This is a genomic window from Sphingopyxis sp. 10G20-10 (assembly GCF_057365075.1).
Window position 1 is genome coordinate 1,405,165 of sequence record NZ_CP195117.1, and the last position, 18,542, is coordinate 1,423,706.

Below are 18,542 nucleotides of genomic sequence, written 5' to 3' on the forward strand. Positions count from 1 at the left end.
TCAGCAACGGTGAAGCCTCGTGAAGCTTGTTCTGGCTTCCACGTCACCGCGACGCCGTGAACTGCTGGCGCAACTGGGTATAGAGCCCCAGCGTATTGCTGCCCCCGACATTGATGAAACACCGCTGAAAGACGAACTGCCGCGCGCCTATGCCCTGCGTATGGCGCACCAGAAGGCGCTGGCCATCGCGCCCGAACCGGGGACCGTGTTGCTGGCGGGTGATACGGTCGTTGCCGTCGGTCGGCGTATCTTGCCGCAAGCCGCCGATGCTGCCGAAGTGCGCCGCTGCCTCGCCTTGCTGTCGGGGCGCCGCCACCGCGTGTTCAGTGCTGTCGCCGTGCGCGCAGGCGATGGGGCGGTGCGGGTGAAGCTGTCCGAAACGATTTTGACCTTCAAACGCCTGCACCCTCAGGAAATAGACGCCTATGCCGCCAGCAAAGAGGGCGAGGGCAAGGCCGGAGGCTATGCCATTCAAGGATTGGCCGCTGCCTTTGTACGCAATCTGGCCGGCAGCTATTCGGGGGTCGTCGGCCTGCCGCTCTATGAAACCGCCGCCTTGCTGACCGCTGCGGGTTGGCGGGCGTCCGATGGCTGAATGGCTGTATGAAGACGGTATAGGTGAGCGCCGCGCGGCGCTCGTTGACGGTGACCGGATCATTGAGGCGCGGATAGAACGCGATGGCGAAGGGCCGCGCGTCGGGGCCATCTTATCTGCGCGGTTGGTCGAGGCGCGGCGCGGGGGCAGGGGGGCGCTGGTCGTGCTGGCGCTGCCGGACGAGCCGCAGGCGGTGTTGAGTGATGTGCCACCGTCCACGGCAATTGGCGCGAAGCTGCTGGTCAACATCACGCGCATGGGTTTGCGCGAGCGTGGACGTGTCAAACTGGCCAAAGCACGCTTGGCGGAACCCGACAGCGCGCCGCACGATGGGCCTGATCTGCTTGCGCGTATCACCGCAACGGGGCTGCCGGTTCAAAAGCCGGGGCCGACCGGACCCGATCTGCTGGAAGCGGCGGGTTGGTCGGAACGGATCGACGCAGCGCGCACCGGACGCTGGCCTTTTGCGGACGGCGAGCTGTGGATTGATCTGACCCCGGCGATGACCATGATCGACATAGATGGCGATGGCGGCGGGCTGGCGCTGGCAACCGCTGGTGCAAAGGCGGCGGTCGAGGCCATCCGATGCTTTGATATCGGCGGGTCGATCGGCATCGACTTTCCTTCGCTGGGCTCGCGGGCCGAGCGGCTGGGCATTGATGCGGTTATTGATGCGGCCTTGCCACAGCCTTTTGAGCGGACAGCGGTCAACGGCTTTGGCCTGATGCAGATTATTCGCCGCCGCGACCGCCCCTCGCTGATCGAGCAGGTGCAATTTGATCCGGTGGCAACCGACGCCGCCGCGCTGCTGCGTCAGGCGGAGCGTGCGCAAGGGACGGACGAGCTTGTGCTGACGGCGCGGGCGGCGGTGATCGACTATATTGGCCGGAGCAGCGAATGGACCGACATGCTACAGGCGCGAACCGGGCGGCGCGTCCGTCTTTGTAGCGATGATAGTTTGAAAGGAGCGGGCCATGCCCAGTGAAGGCATATCAAAACCGCGAAAATGCCCGCTGTGCGGCCAGCCACGGCAGGCGGAGTATAAGCCTTTCTGCAGTCAGGGATGCCGTGACCGCGATCTGCTCAACTGGTTTGGCGAAGGCTATCGTGTGCCTGTGGCACAGCCACCCGACGGCACATTGGACGAAGATAATTTTACGGATGAATAAGGTCGCGATTACAACAGAAACGCTGCGCGACAAAGGTGCTGGACACAGGGCGATGCCCTGCTTATAGCCGCCGCTCGCCCGCACAGCCGACCGGCTGATGCAGCAAAATGCCCGGGTAGCTCAGTTGGTAGAGCATGCGACTGAAAATCGCAGTGTCGGCGGTTCGACCCCGTCCCCGGGCACCATTTCCCTGAACAGCCAAGCAATCGAAACGCTTGCCACTTTAGCCAGTGGGATGTCGGATCGCCGAATGGCGTGGCTCGGACTATGGCGACATTGCCTGTCACTCAAAACTGTCTAAACAATGCTTCTGGTTTCTTGACCATCATTTGATCTGTCGATGTTTTTTCATGCGTAACGATTGAATATGACACAGAAGCTAGCGCAGACTCGGACCTGTTTGGGTAGAAAGGCCGATCATCATGGCCCGTGCACCAAATATTTTCTTAACCATCTTTCAAATCGGTCGTTAAGAAGCAGAGACCTTGTACCAGCCAAGAGACCAGAGCACGACAATGAACAATAACTTCTTTAGCCGCCTGACCAACCGAATTGGCGGGCTCGCTTTGCCTAACCGGACTCATCTGCAGGACGGTGGAAAGACACTTGGTTTTTTGATCGGGAATAGAATTGCGCCAGTCCCGACGGCCTATGAACTGGCCTATCGTTTCAAAGTCACCAAAGAGGCAGGCCTTGAAGAGAAAATTGCCAAGCTGATCGCGGAACGGGATACGATTGCCTGGCAGCCGACGGATTTGTCGAACTCCGATCTCAACGAATTATGCGAGATTGCCGATCAGCTGCGCGTTCAGGTCGGCAGCACACAGGCCTTTGTACAGCAATATCAGGATGATACCAAAACTATCGATTCCGAGGTGGAATCGCTAAGCACAGAGGGCGTCAGTCTGGATCGTGTCATTTTTGAAATTCGCAAGAATACGAAAAAGCTCATTGAAATCAGCGCCGAGTTTCAGGATGGATTGGAAGAGAAGAACAAAAAAATCCAATCGATGAGTAACAAGATGAAGGCGGCCATCCACGATTCGGAAACCGACTTTTTGACCGGGCTTGCCAACCGCCGTAGCTTTGAGCGGAAATTGGGCGGGCTTTGTGAGCGGGCGAGCCTGATCAACAGCAAATTCTGTGTCGCCATTTGCGACATTGATCTGTTCAAGTCGGTCAATGATCGCTTCGGCCATGACACGGGTGATCGCGTTATCAAATTGGTCAGTTCGATCCTGCGCGATCATTGTGGCGCCTACGGCGAAGCCTTTCGTTTTGGCGGCGAGGAGTTTGTCGTCCTGTTTGAAGGGATGGACTCCGATGAAGCCTATGATCTCATCGATTCAGCGCGCGCTGACCTAACCAGCCGCAACGTTGTTAAACGAGAGACGCATGAGGCGCTGGGGCGCTTGTCTTTCTCCGCTGGTCTGGCGTGCAGTTCGCAGACGCTAGAAGCCAGCAAGCTTTTGAAGTTTGCCGACCTGGCACTTTATGAAGCCAAGGCCGCTGGCCGCGATTGCATCTATCCCAACAGCATGACGGCGCATTAGTCGGGCATTCGGGACCCGAAACACGTCTTGTCACGGTAACATTATGCCATGTTACCGTTGCAGATAGCAGCTTCTACGCCTTGAAAATTCAGGTGGGATTGACATTGTTACCACCTTGCTACCCAGAATCCTTTGAAAGATAGGTCCAATGTGGTAGTTTCTCAGCCGTGCAAAATGATGACTTGTTCTTGGATGCGAGGCTGGCGAGCCATCAAGTAGAGACTTTATGGCTCGTTTACAATCACATGAATTCGAAACAGATTGCGCGTGAATTGAATGTCTCGCCGCATACTGTGGACCAGCGCATTCGGCAATCCATGAAGATATTGGGCGTTGATTCCAGGACTGCAGCCGCCCGAAAGTTGGCGGCATTGGGGAGCTTTGCCGATTATCAACCCTTGATATATCAAGCCCCGCACCTTGTAGGTAACGCTGTTTCGCCAGACGACAGCGTTGAGCCAAGCAGAAAAGTTAGTTCTACCCAATTCTCGATTGGATGGCCTTTCCCGACCGCAGCTCAACCTACGAACTTGCACGGATTGAAGGAACGCCTAGTCTGGCCCATCTTGTTAGCCATTGCCACGATCTTAGGCTTCGCTGCACTTTACTCCGTCATGGTCGGTCTGGGACGCATCTTGTCCCGATAGCAATCGGACGTTCGGTTTTTTCCGAATGCTCCGGGCCAATGTTTGGAGAACAAAATGTTGAATGATCGTATTGCTGCAGCCCGTCAAATCACAAAAGAATTACACGCTGCAGAAGACGCGGTTGACGAAGCTATTGTCAAGCTTGCCAGTCTTGTGGCGTCCTTGCCAGCCGCGCGACGCATGACCCGAATGTCGGCAATTGTCGGACAGGACGCTTTTGCCAATATTACAAAGGCTATTTCTGCAGCAGGCGAAGTCCGCCAAATGCTGACCGATGCCCATCATGCCCTGCAGGTAACCCAAAAGCAGGTCGGCCTTGGCACACGCATGTTTGGTGCGGGTGTTGCCAAACCTAGTTTTGCGCAGCTCGATCAAAGCAATGATGTCGGCGAAGAGTCCGAAGACGTTTCGGCACTTCAGACCGTCAACGGCTAGGCTTAGCCAAACAGCCGTGGCTCATGTTTATATATATTACGCAATGCTGGTCATTGCCGTGCTCTCCGCGACGTTTCGCGGAGAGCAATGGGCAAAGGAGGCGGCCTATGTTGCATTGGGCGCTTCGCTCGCAACGTCCTTGGCATCGCCTTTTCCGATATGGAACGGAATTGACGCTTCGATTGCATTGATCGACCTAGTCGTCCTTGTGGCATTCTGGTCCATCGCGATCCGATCAAATCGTTTCTGGCCCTATTGGATTACGGCGTGGCAGCTGATTGCAATGATGTCGCATGTGCAGCGGCTAATTTTCGATGAAATACAACCCGTGTCCTATGCGTTTCTGACCATGAATATCGCATATCCGACACTGGCGTTGATAACAATCATCTCGTTTTCAAATTTCAAAAGAACAGACAAGATCCGGGTTCGCAAAAAATGATCTGTTTGTCGGAAAGTGATATCCAGTGGATATAAAAGTTGATGACGTCGTTTATCTGAAATCCCGTATTGACGAAATTCACAAGCTGATCATTAATGACCATTCGGAGTTGAATTCTTCGGTTACACGGCAATCCTCATCACCGGGTTATGAGCTGGGTGATATTGTCAACTGGACAGTGAAGATCCGCAGGGCGCGTCAGGCGCATTTGGCCAAGGGTTTGTTCGACTGGCCGGCCTGGGACATGCTTTTGGATCTGACACTGGCCGAAAAGAACCAGCGCAGTTTGTGCGCGAGCGATCTGGCCAATGGTGCGAATGTCGCTTTGACGTCAGGATTGCGGGTTGTTGATAATCTGGTCCGCACCGGAATGGCGTCGCGCGAAAGCGACAGCAGAGACCGGCGCCGTTCGTTGATCAGATTGACCCCACAAGGCCGGTCAACGATTGAATCCTATTTCCAGTCCATCGCGCCCAGTTTTTCGGAGCTGACTATGGTGCAAAACGTCAAAGAAGTTGCGTGAGTGATCCGGTCGTCGGCGAGGGGGTCATTCCTCCACGCTGACCAGCGCGCGTAGGGCCAATAGAGCGTCGCGTTTGATCTGACAGACGCGCGCGGCGCTGACGTCCAATACCAGCCCGACCTCGTGGAGATTGAGTTCGTCCACAAAGATTAGCTTGAGCACCATAGCCTGGCGATCAGGCAGCGTTTTGATCGCGTCGGCGACGCGCGCCATTGTCTGGGCATTGGCAAACAGCTCTTCGACCGATTCCGCCTCGTCAGCAAACATGGCGCTTTCGTCATTATAGACGTCGTCGAGACTCGCTCGCTGATTGCGTGAAGCGGCATAGTCGAGATCATGAAATTCGGCGGTGCTGATGTTCAATTCCTCTGCAAGCTCGTCGACCGTCGGCTGACGCATATATTTCTGCGAGGCGCTTTCGCGTGCTGCGGCAATGCGTTTGCGGGCGACCAGTGCCGATCGCGTTGTTCCCGCTTCCTTACGCAGCTGGTCGATCATCGCGCCGCGGATGCGGACACCGGCATAGGTGGCAAAGGCAAAGCCCTGTTCCTTATAGGTGGCCGCAGCTTCGATCAGCGCGATGAGCCCGATCTGAATCAAATCCTCCAGATCGACGGCGCGCGACGGGCTGGTGCAAACCTGCCATGCGATTTTGCGCACAAGGCCCAGATTATCGCGCACGATTTCCTCTTTGGACATCGCATAGGGAGCCGCCGGTTCGCGTCCATGGGCGGGTTTTTCGAACTGGATCTGCGATTCAGGACGCATATTATGTCTCCTGGCCTTGGTCTTGCATCTGGTTTTGCATTGGATTTTGTAACAGCGGCGTGGTCGCGGCTGGCGCACCGATCGAACCGATGATCTCGGTCGATTTTGTCGCCGGTATCTCAAGGAATGAAATGACCGCGAGGTCGGCAAAGCTGGCGCGGACAAGCCGCGACAGCGACGGCCGACAGATGGGAGAGGTGACAAGCGCAACGCCGCGCGTGCCGAGCAGCAGCGGCTCAACATTTTGCTTTAACTGCTGGATCAACGTCATCGACAGGCCCGATTCAATCGGCCATTCGCTGTCGGGATTGGCGCGCACGGACTGGTTGATGAGCGTTTCAAGCTCGGGCGCGAGGGTCAGAACCGGCAGCGGCATTTTTGACGGAGCGATGGTCTGCACGATCATCGCGCCATTGCGTTGCCGTACCGCCTCGACCAACTCGCCATCGGTGGCGCATCGGCCAGCCTCTTGCACCATCGCCTCGGCAATCTTGCGGAAATCGCGCAACGGCACTTGTTCGGCGAGTAGCGCCCGGCAAACCGATGCCACGCGCGGCAAGCTGACTGCTTGCGGCACCAGCGCCTGAACCAGGTTCGGATAATGAATTTTGAGGTTGTCGATGATCGCCTGCGCGTCATCCAGACCAAAGAGGTCGGCACCCGCCCCGACGATGCTGTTGTTCAAATGGGTCGCCATGACGGTGGCCGGATCGACCACGGTATAGCCCATCGCGATGGCGTCATTCTGTGCTGATTGCGCGATCCAGATGGCGTCGAGACCAAAGCTGGGATCTTTGCAGGGGGTTCCGTCCAGTGTTTGGACAAGTCCACCCGAATCGAGCGCGAGCAACTGGTGGGGAAAGACCTGATCTTCGGCCACGGCAACGCCATCGACAACGATGCGATAGCTGTTGGCGGGCAGCGACAGATCGTCGCTGACTTTGACCGCGGGGATGACAAAGCCGAGTTCGTTGGACAGCTGACGTCGGATGCCGGTGATGCGGCCCATCAGCGGCGCGCCCTTGCCCTCGTCGACCAAGTCGATGAGACCATAACCAATCTCGAGGCGGATCGGAGCGGAATCGCTGACATCGGCCCAGCTGATAGTGGCAGGATCCGCAATATCGCTTTCGATCAGTTGCGGCGCTGCAGCGGCGGCGGCCTGTGACTGACGGATTTTCCAAGCGATGGTCCCAGCAATCGCAGCAGCGGGGAGGACAATCAATTGCGGCATGGCAGGGATGAGGCCGAGTGCGCCCAAAATCGCCGAAACACCGCCCCAGGCTCGCGAGGAGCTGAACTGGCTGCCGATCTGACCGGTCAGATCGAGCGGCGAGGCAACGCGGGTCACAACCGCCGCCGCTGCAATCGACAGCAACAGGGCCGGAATCTGCGCGACCAGCGCATCACCAATGGCGAGGGTCAGATAGGTGCTGGCGGCTTCTCCGGCCGAGAGGCCATGCTTGCTCATGCCGATGATCAGACCGCCAATGATATTGACGAACAGGATCAGCAGGCCGGCGATGGCATCGCCTTTCACAAATTTGGAGGCACCGTCCATCGAACCGTAAAAATCGGCTTCGGTGGCGACTTCCTGACGCCGTTGCTTGGCCTCTTCGGGGGTGAGCAGGCCAGCGTTCAAATCGGCGTCGATCGCCATTTGCTTGCCGGGCATGGCGTCGAGGGTGAAGCGCGCCGAAACTTCGGAAACGCGGCCCGCACCCTTGGTAATCACGACCAGGTTGATAATCAGCAGGACCATGAAGACCAAGATGCCGACCAGATAATCGCCGCCGATCAGGAAGGCGCCAAAGGCTTCGATCACATGACCCGCCGCCGCCGGACCCTGATGACCCTCCATCAACACAACGCGCGTCGAGGCGACGTTGAGCGCGAGGCGGAACAGGGTTGCCAGCAAGAGCACGGTCGGGAAGGAGGAAAATTCGAGCGGGCGTGAAACCGACAGCGCGATCATCAGGACCGCGAGGCTGATCATGACATTGGTCATGAAGCCCATGTCCAAAATGGTTGGCGAAACCGGTACGACCATCAGCCCGACAAGGGCCAAAATGCCGAAAGGAAGCATCGCCGAAAAGGCGAGGGACTTGCCCATATTGGTGACGGAGCCGGTCATGACTGACGCCCTCCCATCTCAGAGAGGCGCCGATAGGCCGCGGCGGCAAATTCCATTGATAGTCCGGTTGGCATCGCTTCGATCGAGCGCAATTCCAGCGGACGCGTGGCGGATGGCGAGCGATGCTCAAGCCATTGGGTGGTACTCATCGCGGTTGGCGGGGCCTTGGCGAACTGAACCGTCGGGTTGGACGCATCGAGCTTAGCGCTGAAACGGTTGCGCACCTCGTCGAGGCTGCGCATCGATCCGTCAGAGGCATAGAAAACAGGGCGGTTCGATCCGGCAGCGGCGGGGAAGAGCGCGGCGGCCGGCTGATCGGGGTTCGCCTGCCATGCCTGCAGAAAGCGTGTCGCGCCCGAACTGCCCAGAAAATGAGCCAGATACAGGTCGACCGATTCAATTGTGCCCGACGTGCCCTGCGACAGTGCCTTGTGATTGTCGGAGGTCAGTTCGGCGGCCATCAGCGAGGCGACGTCAGGATTTTTGCGCAGTTCCAATATTTGCTGACGCAAGGCCGGGTCGGCCACGCGATGGGTGCCGCGCGCATCGCGCTGAATGGCGTCGGCGGCCCAACCCAGGCCATGCTGGGCGCCGTGGCGTTGAAGGGTCGAGAGCCAGGTTTCGCGTGTGAATTGAAACAGGCCGGTGGCCGACGACGTCCGCGCTTTTGCTTCGGGGCGGAGATCGCTTTCCACGCGGGCAACGTCGAGCAAATAGTCGAAATCGACGCCCGTTCTGGCCGCCGCCGACTGAATCGACTGCGGAACGTTGGACGCAGCGCCATAAGAGGCCAAAGGGCCGGGCGTTAGGGTCATGATTTGCTTTTCCGTGTCATCGACAGAAGAAAAGCAAAAGCCATGCCAATTGGCATTAAACCTGATTTAACAGGTGTATATCAATAGCTTAATATCTTGGCGCTGGTGTTGATTCCGCGCAGGCGATTGGTCCGGTCAATCCTTTGACGCGTCCAGTCTTTCAGGATGTTGGTGCTGATCGCTGTCTCGGTCAGCCCCTGCTGGAGCGTTTCGAGGCGACCGACCACAGCCTTGTCGTTCGCAATGTCGTTCGCGTCATGGTTCCGCAATCGCGCAACGGCCGCAGCCAAGGCCTCGGTCGCAGCCGTAATCGCCGTGGCATCCAGCGTCGTCAGCGCATCCTGTAGCGCCTGCTGGCTGGCTTCAACCTCAGAGACGAGAGCGTCCATCATCCGCCCATGATGCCATAGTGGCGTGCAAGCGCCGAAGCGACCTGCTCTGCGTCGACATTATTATGGCCCTGCGCGATGGCGGTGCGGATCTGGGCGATCTTGGCGTGATCGATCGGCGGTTCCTGCCGCGATAGTTGTCGCGCCAGATCGGTAAGGACCGTAACCGCAACGCTCGACGTGGCTTTGACTGGCGGCACTGGGGCCGCCTCTGTCTTGGCCGCAGCCGGAGTCAGTTTGTCATAGGTTTGCGAAGCGACTACGCGGCCGACTTTGTTCAATGGGGTCATCGTACATCTCCTCGCAGAAGGCGTCGAAATAGCGACAAGCTTCCTCTGTGATGAATGACGACCGAAGGGACCGAAATTTAAGCCATGGGGCGTTAATTTTTTGTTCTTTTTTTGGAAATGACGGTTTTTCAAAGCATTATAGACAGCTTTGGCCGTCAAAACATTGGCACCAAATCCTCCGCCTGGCGTGGAGGCGCTGCTTTGGCTGTCCGCAAAGGCTTCACGGATTCGATGGGGCGATCATTCCGCGACGACCGCCTGACCGGGACCGGATACCTCTCCTTCGATGACGGTGTTTTTGTCACCAAAACGTAGCCCGATCAATTCGCCCTCGCGACCGTTCTCCATCGCAGTGGCCGTATAATCGATGGCGAAGGTGGCCGAGCTGATTGTTACGCGAACATTGTCGCCGCGTTTGACGAGGATCGGAGCATTGGCCTGGCTTACACGGGCGCTGGCGGGTCGGTTGAGCGATACGCGCATTCTCCACCCCAGATCAGGGCACCGCACCGCGAGCGAGCCGGGAGTGTCGGGCTCTATCGTGGCGGGCTGTGGACATTTCATCAACCGGATCCGCCGGTCGATCGGGACGGCGGTCGTCCCCATGCCAGCTGCAAAAGCGGCGACGCGGGCATCAAGGGCCTGCAAGTCCTCATTGGCCGTCTGCGCCACTCCAGGCGTTGCGAGCAACAAGGCTGCGGCTGTTCCGGCCAAAAGGACCGGGAGTTTGGAAAGCGTCATATCAGTCTCCTGCGCCATGGAAAGCGGTTGCCATCTTCTAAGCAGGAACTGTGCCAGTCACCGTTTTTCGCGGCTTTGCGCCGGGTGGATAAGGGCAGGTCAAAAATTTGACCGGGCTGCCATGTCTCCGATGAGGCGCGATAAAGATATGATGTCAGGATATTGAATTAACGCCATTAAATCAGTTTGGCACGCAGTTTGCTTATATCCTTATCAGATACGCAGGTGTCCCCACCACGACCCCTGCTGCGACGAAAGGAATTGGACGATGCAGACGGAATCTCTCCTCGGCTCCAGCGCGACGGCACTGCGACTTCGCAGTGAACGCATGAACATGCTGGCATCCAATATCGCGAATGCCGCGACCCCGCATTACAAAGCGCGCGACATTGATTTTGGGCAGGCCATGAAGCTCGCCGAGCAGGGGCAGTCGCCCGAAGCCGCGATTGAGTATCGCGTCCCGGTCCAGCCGTCGCTCGACGGTAATACCGTGGAGATGTCGACCGAACAGACCGCCTTTGCCGAGAACGCCTTGGCCTATCGGTCCACGCTGTCCTTTCTCCAGGGCCGCATCAGCACGCTCAAGCGCGCCATTGCAGGAGAATGACAATGACTTCGCAAATGTCGATTTTTGATATCAGCGGCCGCGCCATGTCGGCGCAGCTCGTCCGGTTGAACACAACCGCGTCCAACCTTGCCAATGCCGGCAGCGTCGCGGGCAGCAAGGAAGAGGCCTATCGCTCCATGAAGCCGGTGTTCCGCACCGTCATGGGCGAACAGGGCAAGGCAACGGTTGCGATCGACAGGATTGCCCAGTCCGACGCCAGTCCCGTCATGCGGCACGACCCCTCCAATCCGGTGGCCGATGCCGATGGCAATGTTTGGGAAGCGGCGGTCGATAGCGCCGCCGAACTGGTCGAGATGGTCGAGACCGCCCGCCAATATCAAAACAACGTCCAGGTCCTGCAAACCGCAAAGGGCCTGATCAACGAAACCCTGCGGTTAGGACAATAATCATGGCAACCTCTATCAACCCCGTGAACAGTTATAACCTGCCGGTTGTGCCAAAAGGTCAGGCCGACAAACAATTGGGTCAGACCGATTTCCTGCGTCTGATGACAACGCAGTTGCAGCAACAGGATCCCTTCAAACCGGTCGATAACCAGGCGATGGTGGCCCAGATGGCGCAGTTTTCCAGCGTCTCCGGGATTTCCGAAATGAATGTTTCGCTGAAAGGTATCGGCGATCAGATCGCGGCGCAAACCGCGCTGTTGCAAGACATTAAAACCGCTTCTGCTGCTCCCGCACAACCTGCTGAATAAGGAGAATATCCATGTCTTTTTACACCTCGCTATCGGGCCTTAAAGGCGCCCAGACCGACCTGTCGGTCGTCTCGAACAACCTCGCCAACGTCGGCTCGACCGGGTTTAAGCGCAGCCGCGCGCAATTTGGCGACCTGTTCGCCAGCGCTCCGACCCAGACGACCAAGATGATTGCCGGTCAGGGAACCCGCCTCAACAGTGTCGTCCAGCAATTCACGCAGGGCACGCTAGAGGCCAGCGATAAAACGCTCGATCTGGCGATTGCCGGCGAAGGGTTTTTCATGGCACGCAGCGAGCCCCCGCGCTCGGCTGTTACCTATACCCGCAACGGCGCGTTCCAGGTCAACGCCGACCGCAAGGTGGTCGACACCACCGGCTCGGTCCTCCAGCTGCTTCCCATTGATGCCAATGGCGATGTGACCGGCAATACGCTGGGCGACATCAATGACTTTATCCTGCCCGCCAATGCTCCCGGCAATCCGAATGTCGCACTGGTCAATGTCTCGATCGGTATCGACGGGTTGGTGACGGCAACCTATGCCGACGGCACCGACGAGAAGCTGGGTAAGGTGGCGATGGCCAGCTTTACCGCGCAGGACGGATTGCGCCCCGTGGGCGATGCCCATTGGCAGTCAACCGGAGAGAGCGGCCCGCCCGCCATCAACGCCGCAACCAACGGCCCGCTGGGCACCGTCCGGTCGGGCGCGCTCGAACGGGCGAACGTCGATGTGACCGAAGAGCTGGTGCTGCTGATCGCGGCCCAGCGCAACTTTCAAGCGAATGCCAAGGCCATCGAGACGGCGTCCAATATGACGCAAGCGGTCATGAACATTCGTTGATGAGCCTGATTTAGCAAGGACTTAACCCATGGATCGTCTGATCTATACGAGCCTGAGCGCCATGCGCGGCAGCATGGCACGGCAGACCGCAGTGGCCAATAATCTGGCCAACGCACAGACGCCGGGCTTTCGTGCCGACATGGCCGACGCCCAGTCGCTGTGGTTAAACGGCAACGGCCTCGATGCGCGCGCTTTTTCTTCGGAACAAGTGCTGGGCGCCGATATGCGGTCGGGAACCGTGACAACCACAGGCCGCGACCTCGATGTTGCCATTGACGGTGATTCGATGCTGGTGGTTCAGACGCCCGACGGGGAAGAAGGCTATACACGGCGTGGCGACTTGAAAGTCGCGTCGAGTGGACTGTTGACGACAGGGGACGGGCATCCGGTGCAAGGTGCCGGCGGTCCGATCACCCTGCCGCCAGCGGACAAGATTTCTATCGACGAACAAGGTCGGGTCTGGATCGTCCCGCAGGGCGGCCCTGCCGACCAGCCGCAGGAGGTTGATCGTCTGCGATTGGCCACTCCGGCCGGGTCAGACGTCGTCAAAGGGCTCGACGGGCTGTTCCGCGTTCGCGGTGGCGGGGCGTTGCCAGATGATCCTGACGCCCGCGTGACATCGGGATCGCTCGAAGGATCGAACGTCGCCGCAACCACCGCGCTGGTCGACATGATCGACGCCAGCCGTAGCTGGGATTCACAACTTAAACTCATCAGCAGCGTCCGCGACCTCGATATGTCGACGGCCGATCTGATGCGCTTGCCGCAATAGGAGAATAGTCATGACCATGGGAGCATTGCACGTCGCGCGCACAGGGCTCGACGCCCAGAATTATCGGATGCAGGTGATCGCCAATAACCTGGCGAACGTCAACACCACCGGATTCAAGCGCGACCGTGCCAATTTTGAAACATTGGCCTATCAATTGGTGACCGCCCCCGGCGCCAATTCGTCGGCGGAAAATCGCTATGCGGTGGGGCTGAACCTCGGCACCGGCGCGCAGTTGACCGGCACGATGCGGATCGAAACGCAGGGCACCATGGCGGCTACGGGCAATGCGCTCGATATGGCCATCGAAGGCGCGGGCTATTTTCAGGTCCAGATGCCCGACGGGCGCACCGCCTATACCCGCGACGGCAGTTTTACCCTGTCGGCCGAAGGCAATATCGTGACGCCGAGCGGGATGCCGGTCAAGCCGCAAATTCAGGTCCCCGACGGGGCTACCTCTATCACCGTTGGTGCCGATGGCACGGTTTCGGCGACGCAGGCTGGTCAGTCTGAATCGGTTGAAATCGGCCGCATCGAAACCGCCCGCTTTACCAGCCCGTCGGGTTTGCAAGCGACGAGCGGCAACCTGCTCCTCGAAACTGCCGCTTCGGGTGCGCCGCAAGTCGGTGCCGCCGGTGAAGAAGGGCGCGGAACAATACGCAGCGGATCGCTTGAAGGGTCGAACGTCAATGTCGTCGAAGAACTGGTCGACATGATTGAAACCCAACGCGCCTATGAAGTGAACAGCAAGATGATCCAGGCGTCCGATGAAATGATGCGCAATGCTACACAAGCGCTCTAAATCCTCGCGCCTGATGGCAGCATTGGCCTGCGCCGCTTTGGTGGTGCCGGGCGCTGCCGAGGCCCGCAAAAAGAAGGAAGATGATGCCTTTGTTGCGACCCCCGTGCCAGCGGCACCGGCGGTTGTGGCCAATGGCTCCATCTTTCAGGCCGGCGTCTATGCGCCGCTGACGTCGGGCAATCGGGCTTCGCATGTCGGCGATGTGCTGACCATTTTGCTGGTCGAGCGTCTGCAGGCGCAAAAGCAGAATAGCGCCGGAACCCAGCGTGGCGGCAAGGTCGGTTTGACCCCGCCGTCGACCGGCCTCCTCAGTCTGTTCGTCCCCAGCGACATTAATATGGGCGGCGATCAGTCGTTCAAAGGGAAAGGCGAAGCGGCCCAGTCGAGCCAGTTGTCGGGAGAGTTGAGCGTGACGATCGCAGCAGTTTATCCCAACGGCACCATGCTGGTGAAGGGCGAAAAGCTGCTGACACTCAATCGCGGCGACGACCGGATCCAGTTTTCGGGCATCGTTCGCCTTGCCGATATCAGCACCGACAACCGCGTCATCTCGTCGCGCGTGGCCGATGCGAAAATTCGTTACGTGGGCAAGGGCGAGATCGCCCGCGCCAGCCGCCAGGGTTGGTTGCAACGTTTCTTTTCCGCCATCAGCCCATTCTGATCAGGGACCAAATCATGCGCATTCGCCTTTCACTCTCGCTCTTGTTTCTCGCGCTCTGCGGACTGCCCCAAATGGCGTCGGCGGAACGGATCAAGGACATCGGGCAGTTCCAGGGACTGCGTGACAACCAGCTGACAGGCTATGGCGTTGTCGTGGGCCTTGCGGGGACCGGAGACGACAGCCTCGATTATTCGACGCTGGGCGTGAAGGGCGCGATCTCGCGCTTTGGCCTGCAATTGCCGCCGGGCGTGAACCCGTCTTTGAAAAATGCCGCCGCCGTGATGGTGACCGCTGACTTGCCAGCCTTTGCCAAGCCGGGACAGCGTCTCGACATCACCGTGTCGGCGATCGGTAAATCCAAATCCTTACGCGGCGGCACGCTCGTGCTCGCGCCGCTATATGGAGCTGACGGGCAAATTTATGCGATGGCTCAGGGCAATCTGGTGGTGGGTGGACTGGGCGTTGACGCGGCGGACGGATCGCATCTCTCGGTCAATATTCCGTCGACCGGGCGGATCGCCAATGGCGCGACGGTTGAACGGTCGGTCGACACCGGCTTTGCCACCAGCAACCGCCTGATATTCAACCTGCACCAGTTTGATGCGACCAATGCCGGCCGCGTGGCCGATGCCATTAACGCTGCGATTCAACCCGGCATGGCCACAGTTATTGACGGCGCGAGCATCAGCATTCGTGCCGATGGCGACGCCAATATGCGCACGCGCCTGATCGGCACGATCCAGAATCTGCCCATTCAACGGGCGCAGGCACCGGCGCGTGTCGTCATCAACGCGCGCACCGGCACCGTCGTCATCAACGGCGCGGTGACGGTCGAGCCCGCAGCGGTCAGCCACGGCAAATTGACCGTGCGCGTCAAGGAATCGCCGCGTGTGATCCAGCCGGCCCCTTTCAGCAAGGGCCAGACCGCCATCGAACCGTCGAGCGACATCGCCGTGTCAGAAGAGCGCAACCCCGCCTTTCTGCTTCCGCGTGCGGCGTCGCTGGCCGACATCGTCAACAGCATCAACAGGATCGGCGTGTCGCCAGGTGATCTGGTCGCTATTTTGGAAGCGCTCAGTCAGGCTGGCGCTCTGAACGCCGAATTGGTGATCATATGATCCGCCCGACCATCCCCGCCAGCGTCTCGCTTAACAACGCTATGCCCGTCACGAAACCGGTCGCAACGCCGGGTGCGTCGTCCACACAGACGCGCGACCCCGCGCTTCGCAAGGCAGCAGAGAATTTTGAAGCGGTGATGCTACGCCAGCTGATCGGCACCATGCGTAAGGCCAAGCTGGCCGATGACTTCCTCGGGTCCAGTGCGACCGACAGCTTCCGTGAAATGGCGGATGCCAAGGTTGCGGATTCGATGGCGTCGCTGGGTCAGTTCGGCATCGCCGACATGGTTGAAAAACAACTGCAGAGCAAGACGGGGGCAGGAAAATGACCGATCTTCTGAGTCTGGGGACAACCGGATTGCGCGCCTATTCGCGCGCGTTGTCCACCGTGGGCGACAATATCGCCAACGCGCAAACCCCTGGTTATGCCAAACGCTCTATCCAACTGCGCGAAGCCTTGCCCGCGGGCGATGTCATTTTGTCGCGCAACAGTATCAATCCTGGTGGCGTCGCAGTGCAAGGCGTCACACGGTCGGTGGACCAGTGGCTGGTTGACGATGCGCGCATCTCGGCCGGGGACGCCGGTCGAGCCGCGACCCGGCTGCAATGGATGACCGCCGCTGAAAGCACGCTCGACAGCAATAGCAACGGGATCGAGGCTGCGTTGACGTCGGTGTTCACGACGGCGGACCGGCTGAGTAGCAATCCCGGTGATGCGACAATGCGCGGCCAGTTTCTCCAATCGGTCGATGAAGTCGCCGCCGGATTTCGCACGACAGCGACACGGCTGTCGTCGATGTCCGATGGCATCGACAAGAACGCCGATGTCTCGGTGGATCAGCTGAACACCGACATGGCGGCGCTGGAGCGCGTCAATGGCGGACTCCGCCGTGCGCGCGCAGGATCTTCGAACGAAGCCACCTTGCTTGACGAGCGCGACCGGCTGGTCGACCGGATCGGCGAACAGATTGGTGTGTCGGCCAGCTTTGGTGATCGCGGCGTGGTGACGTTGCGCGCTGCGGGCAGCGGAGAATCGCTGGTCGAAAATGGCGCTGTGGCCACCATGTCAAAGACGATGGCACCCGATGGACGCCTGAGCTTTTCCCTATCGACCGGCGGCGGTCCTTTTTCGCCGATGACAGGAACCTTCGCTGGTTTGTCCGATGCGGCTGATCATGTTGCCGATTTGCGTGCCAATCTTGATACGCTGGCAGGGCAGGTCGCAGGCGATCTAAATGCAGCACATCAAGCGGGTATCGATGCCAATGGCAATCCCGGTCAGGCTTTGTTTACGGGTACTGCTAGCGCGGCGACCCTAAGCGCCACGGCGCTGACCGCCGATGATGTGGCGGCGGCCGGTCCCGGCGGCTCCAACCAGAACATCCTGTCGCTGGCATCGCTGCGCACCGACAGTGGCCCCGAGGCGCTATGGTCGAAATATGTCGCAGGGCAGGCGCTCTCGACCTCTTCGGCGCGGGCGCAAGACTCTGCGGCCTCGACGCGGGCTAGCGGTGCGCAAGCAGCGCGCGATTCCGTCAGCGAAGTTGATCTGGATCACGAAGCGGCGGATTTGTTGCGCTTCCAGCAATCCTATGAAGCGGCGGCGCGTGTGATTCAGGTGGCGCGCGAAACCATCCAATCCATATTGAACATCAGATAGGGCGGCTGACCGATGATCAACGCAACCGGAAATCGCATGACGCGAGAGATTTAACGCCAGTCGGTGCTGGCCAATGATATCGCCCATACGCAAAGCCAGATTTCGACCGGCAAAAGGCTGCAGCGTGCATCTGACGATGCCGCAGTCGCGCCGCGCCTTGCTGCGCTGCGCCGAGCAGACAGTTCGTCTGCGGCCTGGTCGGACAATATCACTGCCGCCAAATCGCTCGTCTCTGCTGCCGATACGGCCATGGGGTCGACATCCGATTTGTTGGCACGCAGTCGCGAATTGGCTCTTGCAGGGGCTAACGCAACATTGTCGCCCAGCGACCGCTCTAGTTTGGTGGCCGAACTGACGGCGATCGCTGATGAAATCGACAGCATAGCGAACAGCACAGATTCCAACGGCAATGCGCTCTTCTCGAACGGCAACCCGCTGGTCATGCGATTTGATTCCGGGACCGCCTTTGCGCCTGTGCCATCGCGCGCCGATGCCTTTTCTGTTGGCGGTGTCGATATTGCCCAACGCGTGCGCGACGCAGCCACGGGTGTACAAAGCGGCAACCAGTCATCAATCGACACGGCTCTCGACAGCCTGAACCAATCCATAAACCATATTTCCGACAGACATGCGGCGGTTGGTATTCAGGCGCAGCGGCTCGACCGGTTATCCGACCATCTGCAATCGCAGAACATCGACCGGACTGCCGAGCGATCTTCGCTGGAAGATACCGATCTCACGACCGCCATCGCCAATCTGAACGCCCAAACGATCACGCTGGATGCTGCCCAAGCGGCCTTTGCGCGGATCAACCGGCGGACCTTATTCGATATTTTGAGCTAACGGCCTCAATTTTCTGGTTGTGCCGCC

General features: G+C 59.0%; 25 protein-coding genes and 1 tRNA gene. 20 read left to right on the forward strand and 6 right to left on the reverse strand.

Going from position 1 to position 18,542, the window contains the following annotated elements; genetic code table 11:
* Window positions 1-19 precede the first annotated feature (19 nt).
* The 9 genes from ACR3XE_RS06840 to ACR3XE_RS06880 all read left to right on the forward strand — a co-directional run bounded on the left by ACR3XE_RS06840 (window position 20) and on the right by ACR3XE_RS06880 (window position 5,364).
* Window positions 20-595, forward strand: coding sequence for a Maf family protein (locus ACR3XE_RS06840; RefSeq protein WP_473698376.1), 576 nt, complete (start codon window positions 20-22; stop codon window positions 593-595).
* Window positions 588-1,580 (forward strand): ribonuclease, encoded by a 993-nt coding sequence (locus ACR3XE_RS06845; RefSeq protein ID WP_486186003.1) that lies wholly within the window; start codon window positions 588-590, stop codon window positions 1,578-1,580. Before ACR3XE_RS06840 ends, ACR3XE_RS06845 begins: the two co-directional genes overlap by 8 nt.
* The gene (locus ACR3XE_RS06850; protein WP_473698374.1) at window positions 1,570-1,764 is read left to right on the forward strand and encodes a DNA gyrase inhibitor YacG; all 195 of its coding nucleotides are present in this window, start codon (window positions 1,570-1,572) and stop codon (window positions 1,762-1,764) included. Before ACR3XE_RS06845 ends, ACR3XE_RS06850 begins: the two co-directional genes overlap by 11 nt.
* A 109-nt stretch (window positions 1,765-1,873) precedes the next feature.
* Window positions 1,874-1,949, forward strand: a tRNA-Phe gene (locus ACR3XE_RS06855).
* Between the two features lie 330 nt (window positions 1,950-2,279).
* Window positions 2,280-3,317 carry a GGDEF domain-containing protein gene (locus ACR3XE_RS06860; RefSeq protein ID WP_473698373.1) on the forward strand — a complete coding sequence of 346 codons (1,038 nt, stop codon included), beginning with the start codon at window positions 2,280-2,282 and terminating at the stop codon, window positions 3,315-3,317.
* Between the two features lie 167 nt (window positions 3,318-3,484).
* Window positions 3,485-3,964: a helix-turn-helix transcriptional regulator gene (locus ACR3XE_RS06865; RefSeq protein ID WP_486186004.1), complete on the forward strand. Its 480-nt coding sequence runs from the start codon at window positions 3,485-3,487 to the stop codon at window positions 3,962-3,964.
* Between the two features lie 54 nt (window positions 3,965-4,018).
* On the forward strand, window positions 4,019-4,399 hold the full coding sequence (locus ACR3XE_RS06870; RefSeq protein WP_486186005.1) for a hypothetical protein: 381 nt from the start codon (window positions 4,019-4,021) through the stop codon (window positions 4,397-4,399).
* 16 nt (window positions 4,400-4,415) lie between these two features.
* The gene (locus ACR3XE_RS06875; RefSeq protein WP_473698371.1) at window positions 4,416-4,841 is read left to right on the forward strand and encodes a hypothetical protein; all 426 of its coding nucleotides are present in this window, start codon (window positions 4,416-4,418) and stop codon (window positions 4,839-4,841) included.
* Between the two features lie 25 nt (window positions 4,842-4,866).
* Window positions 4,867-5,364, forward strand: coding sequence for a hypothetical protein (locus ACR3XE_RS06880; protein ID WP_473698370.1), 498 nt, complete (start codon window positions 4,867-4,869; stop codon window positions 5,362-5,364).
* Window positions 5,365-5,388: 24 nt separating this feature from the next.
* On the opposite strand, the gene ACR3XE_RS06885 is transcribed toward ACR3XE_RS06880, so the two are convergent.
* From ACR3XE_RS06885 to ACR3XE_RS06910, 6 genes are all read right to left on the reverse strand, one after another.
* Window positions 5,389-6,132, reverse strand: coding sequence for a sigma-70 family RNA polymerase sigma factor (locus ACR3XE_RS06885; protein ID WP_473698369.1), 744 nt, complete (start codon window positions 6,130-6,132; stop codon window positions 5,389-5,391).
* 1 nt (window position 6,133) lies between these two features.
* On the reverse strand, window positions 6,134-8,266 hold the full coding sequence (gene flhA, locus ACR3XE_RS06890) for a flagellar biosynthesis protein FlhA (RefSeq protein WP_486186006.1): 2,133 nt from the start codon (window positions 8,264-8,266) through the stop codon (window positions 6,134-6,136).
* On the reverse strand, window positions 8,263-9,081 hold the full coding sequence (locus ACR3XE_RS06895; protein ID WP_473698368.1) for a transglycosylase SLT domain-containing protein: 819 nt from the start codon (window positions 9,079-9,081) through the stop codon (window positions 8,263-8,265). Before ACR3XE_RS06895 ends, flhA begins: the two co-directional genes overlap by 4 nt.
* 80 nt (window positions 9,082-9,161) lie before the next feature.
* Window positions 9,162-9,473 (reverse strand): hypothetical protein, encoded by a 312-nt coding sequence (locus ACR3XE_RS06900; protein ID WP_473698367.1) that lies wholly within the window; start codon window positions 9,471-9,473, stop codon window positions 9,162-9,164.
* Window positions 9,470-9,760, reverse strand: coding sequence for a flagellar biosynthesis anti-sigma factor FlgM (gene flgM / locus ACR3XE_RS06905; protein WP_473698366.1), 291 nt, complete (start codon window positions 9,758-9,760; stop codon window positions 9,470-9,472). The genes ACR3XE_RS06900 and flgM overlap by 4 nt, the downstream gene beginning before the upstream one ends.
* 240 nt (window positions 9,761-10,000) lie before the next feature.
* On the reverse strand, window positions 10,001-10,501 hold the full coding sequence (locus tag ACR3XE_RS06910; RefSeq protein WP_473698365.1) for a flagella basal body P-ring formation protein FlgA: 501 nt from the start codon (window positions 10,499-10,501) through the stop codon (window positions 10,001-10,003).
* A 268-nt stretch (window positions 10,502-10,769) separates the two neighbouring features.
* On the opposite strand from ACR3XE_RS06910, the gene flgB reads away from it, so the two are divergent.
* The 11 genes from flgB (at window position 10,770) to ACR3XE_RS06965 (ending at window position 18,515) form a co-directional block, all read left to right on the forward strand.
* The gene (gene flgB, locus ACR3XE_RS06915) at window positions 10,770-11,108 is read left to right on the forward strand and encodes a flagellar basal body rod protein FlgB (protein ID WP_473698364.1); all 339 of its coding nucleotides are present in this window, start codon (window positions 10,770-10,772) and stop codon (window positions 11,106-11,108) included.
* A 14-nt stretch (window positions 11,109-11,122) separates the two neighbouring features.
* The gene (gene flgC, locus ACR3XE_RS06920) at window positions 11,123-11,515 is read left to right on the forward strand and encodes a flagellar basal body rod protein FlgC (RefSeq protein WP_473698363.1); all 393 of its coding nucleotides are present in this window, start codon (window positions 11,123-11,125) and stop codon (window positions 11,513-11,515) included.
* A gap of 2 nt (window positions 11,516-11,517) precedes the next feature.
* Window positions 11,518-11,823, forward strand: coding sequence for a flagellar hook assembly protein FlgD (locus ACR3XE_RS06925; protein WP_473698362.1), 306 nt, complete (start codon window positions 11,518-11,520; stop codon window positions 11,821-11,823).
* Between the two features lie 11 nt (window positions 11,824-11,834).
* A complete protein-coding gene (locus ACR3XE_RS06930; protein WP_473698361.1) occupies window positions 11,835-12,662 on the forward strand; it encodes a flagellar hook-basal body complex protein in 828 nt (275 codons plus the stop codon).
* A 28-nt stretch (window positions 12,663-12,690) separates the two neighbouring features.
* Window positions 12,691-13,434: a flagellar basal-body rod protein FlgF gene (flgF, locus tag ACR3XE_RS06935; protein ID WP_473698360.1), complete on the forward strand. Its 744-nt coding sequence runs from the start codon at window positions 12,691-12,693 to the stop codon at window positions 13,432-13,434.
* A 10-nt stretch (window positions 13,435-13,444) separates the two neighbouring features.
* A complete protein-coding gene (gene flgG / locus ACR3XE_RS06940; RefSeq protein WP_473698359.1) occupies window positions 13,445-14,233 on the forward strand; it encodes a flagellar basal-body rod protein FlgG in 789 nt (262 codons plus the stop codon).
* Between the two features lie 13 nt (window positions 14,234-14,246).
* Window positions 14,247-14,894 (forward strand): flagellar basal body L-ring protein FlgH, encoded by a 648-nt coding sequence (locus tag ACR3XE_RS06945; protein ID WP_486186007.1) that lies wholly within the window; start codon window positions 14,247-14,249, stop codon window positions 14,892-14,894.
* Between the two features lie 14 nt (window positions 14,895-14,908).
* Window positions 14,909-16,012, forward strand: a complete 1,104-nt coding sequence (locus ACR3XE_RS06950) for a flagellar basal body P-ring protein FlgI (RefSeq protein ID WP_473698357.1) — start codon at window positions 14,909-14,911, stop codon at window positions 16,010-16,012.
* Window positions 16,009-16,341 (forward strand): rod-binding protein, encoded by a 333-nt coding sequence (locus ACR3XE_RS06955; RefSeq protein ID WP_473698356.1) that lies wholly within the window; start codon window positions 16,009-16,011, stop codon window positions 16,339-16,341. The genes ACR3XE_RS06950 and ACR3XE_RS06955 overlap by 4 nt, the downstream gene beginning before the upstream one ends.
* On the forward strand, window positions 16,338-17,672 hold the full coding sequence (gene flgK, locus ACR3XE_RS06960; protein WP_473698355.1) for a flagellar hook-associated protein FlgK: 1,335 nt from the start codon (window positions 16,338-16,340) through the stop codon (window positions 17,670-17,672). Before ACR3XE_RS06955 ends, flgK begins: the two co-directional genes overlap by 4 nt.
* Before the next feature lie 63 nt (window positions 17,673-17,735).
* Window positions 17,736-18,515, forward strand: coding sequence for a flagellin N-terminal helical domain-containing protein (locus ACR3XE_RS06965; protein WP_486186008.1), 780 nt, complete (start codon window positions 17,736-17,738; stop codon window positions 18,513-18,515).
* Window positions 18,516-18,542: the final 27 nt, after the last annotated feature.

Coding starts and splice junctions, on each gene's coding strand:
- ACR3XE_RS06845 (WP_486186003.1), top strand. CDS start 588: ATGGCTGAATGGCTGTATGAAGACGGTATAGGTGAGCGCCGCGCGGCG.
- ACR3XE_RS06850 (WP_473698374.1), top strand. CDS start 1,570: ATGCCCAGTGAAGGCATATCAAAACCGCGAAAATGCCCGCTGTGCGGC.
- ACR3XE_RS06860 (WP_473698373.1), top strand. CDS start 2,280: ATGAACAATAACTTCTTTAGCCGCCTGACCAACCGAATTGGCGGGCTC.
- ACR3XE_RS06870 (WP_486186005.1), top strand. CDS start 4,019: ATGTTGAATGATCGTATTGCTGCAGCCCGTCAAATCACAAAAGAATTA.
- ACR3XE_RS06885 (WP_473698369.1), bottom strand. CDS start 6,132: ATGCGTCCTGAATCGCAGATCCAGTTCGAAAAACCCGCCCATGGACGC.
- flhA (WP_486186006.1), bottom strand. CDS start 8,266: ATGACCGGCTCCGTCACCAATATGGGCAAGTCCCTCGCCTTTTCGGCG.
- ACR3XE_RS06895 (WP_473698368.1), bottom strand. CDS start 9,081: ATGACCCTAACGCCCGGCCCTTTGGCCTCTTATGGCGCTGCGTCCAAC.
- ACR3XE_RS06900 (WP_473698367.1), bottom strand. CDS start 9,473: ATGATGGACGCTCTCGTCTCTGAGGTTGAAGCCAGCCAGCAGGCGCTA.
- flgM (WP_473698366.1), bottom strand. CDS start 9,760: ATGACCCCATTGAACAAAGTCGGCCGCGTAGTCGCTTCGCAAACCTAT.
- ACR3XE_RS06910 (WP_473698365.1), bottom strand. CDS start 10,501: ATGACGCTTTCCAAACTCCCGGTCCTTTTGGCCGGAACAGCCGCAGCC.
- flgB (WP_473698364.1), top strand. CDS start 10,770: ATGCAGACGGAATCTCTCCTCGGCTCCAGCGCGACGGCACTGCGACTT.
- flgC (WP_473698363.1), top strand. CDS start 11,123: ATGTCGATTTTTGATATCAGCGGCCGCGCCATGTCGGCGCAGCTCGTC.
- ACR3XE_RS06925 (WP_473698362.1), top strand. CDS start 11,518: ATGGCAACCTCTATCAACCCCGTGAACAGTTATAACCTGCCGGTTGTG.
- ACR3XE_RS06930 (WP_473698361.1), top strand. CDS start 11,835: ATGTCTTTTTACACCTCGCTATCGGGCCTTAAAGGCGCCCAGACCGAC.
- flgF (WP_473698360.1), top strand. CDS start 12,691: ATGGATCGTCTGATCTATACGAGCCTGAGCGCCATGCGCGGCAGCATG.
- flgG (WP_473698359.1), top strand. CDS start 13,445: ATGACCATGGGAGCATTGCACGTCGCGCGCACAGGGCTCGACGCCCAG.
- ACR3XE_RS06945 (WP_486186007.1), top strand. CDS start 14,247: ATGGCAGCATTGGCCTGCGCCGCTTTGGTGGTGCCGGGCGCTGCCGAG.
- ACR3XE_RS06950 (WP_473698357.1), top strand. CDS start 14,909: ATGCGCATTCGCCTTTCACTCTCGCTCTTGTTTCTCGCGCTCTGCGGA.
- ACR3XE_RS06955 (WP_473698356.1), top strand. CDS start 16,009: ATGATCCGCCCGACCATCCCCGCCAGCGTCTCGCTTAACAACGCTATG.
- flgK (WP_473698355.1), top strand. CDS start 16,338: ATGACCGATCTTCTGAGTCTGGGGACAACCGGATTGCGCGCCTATTCG.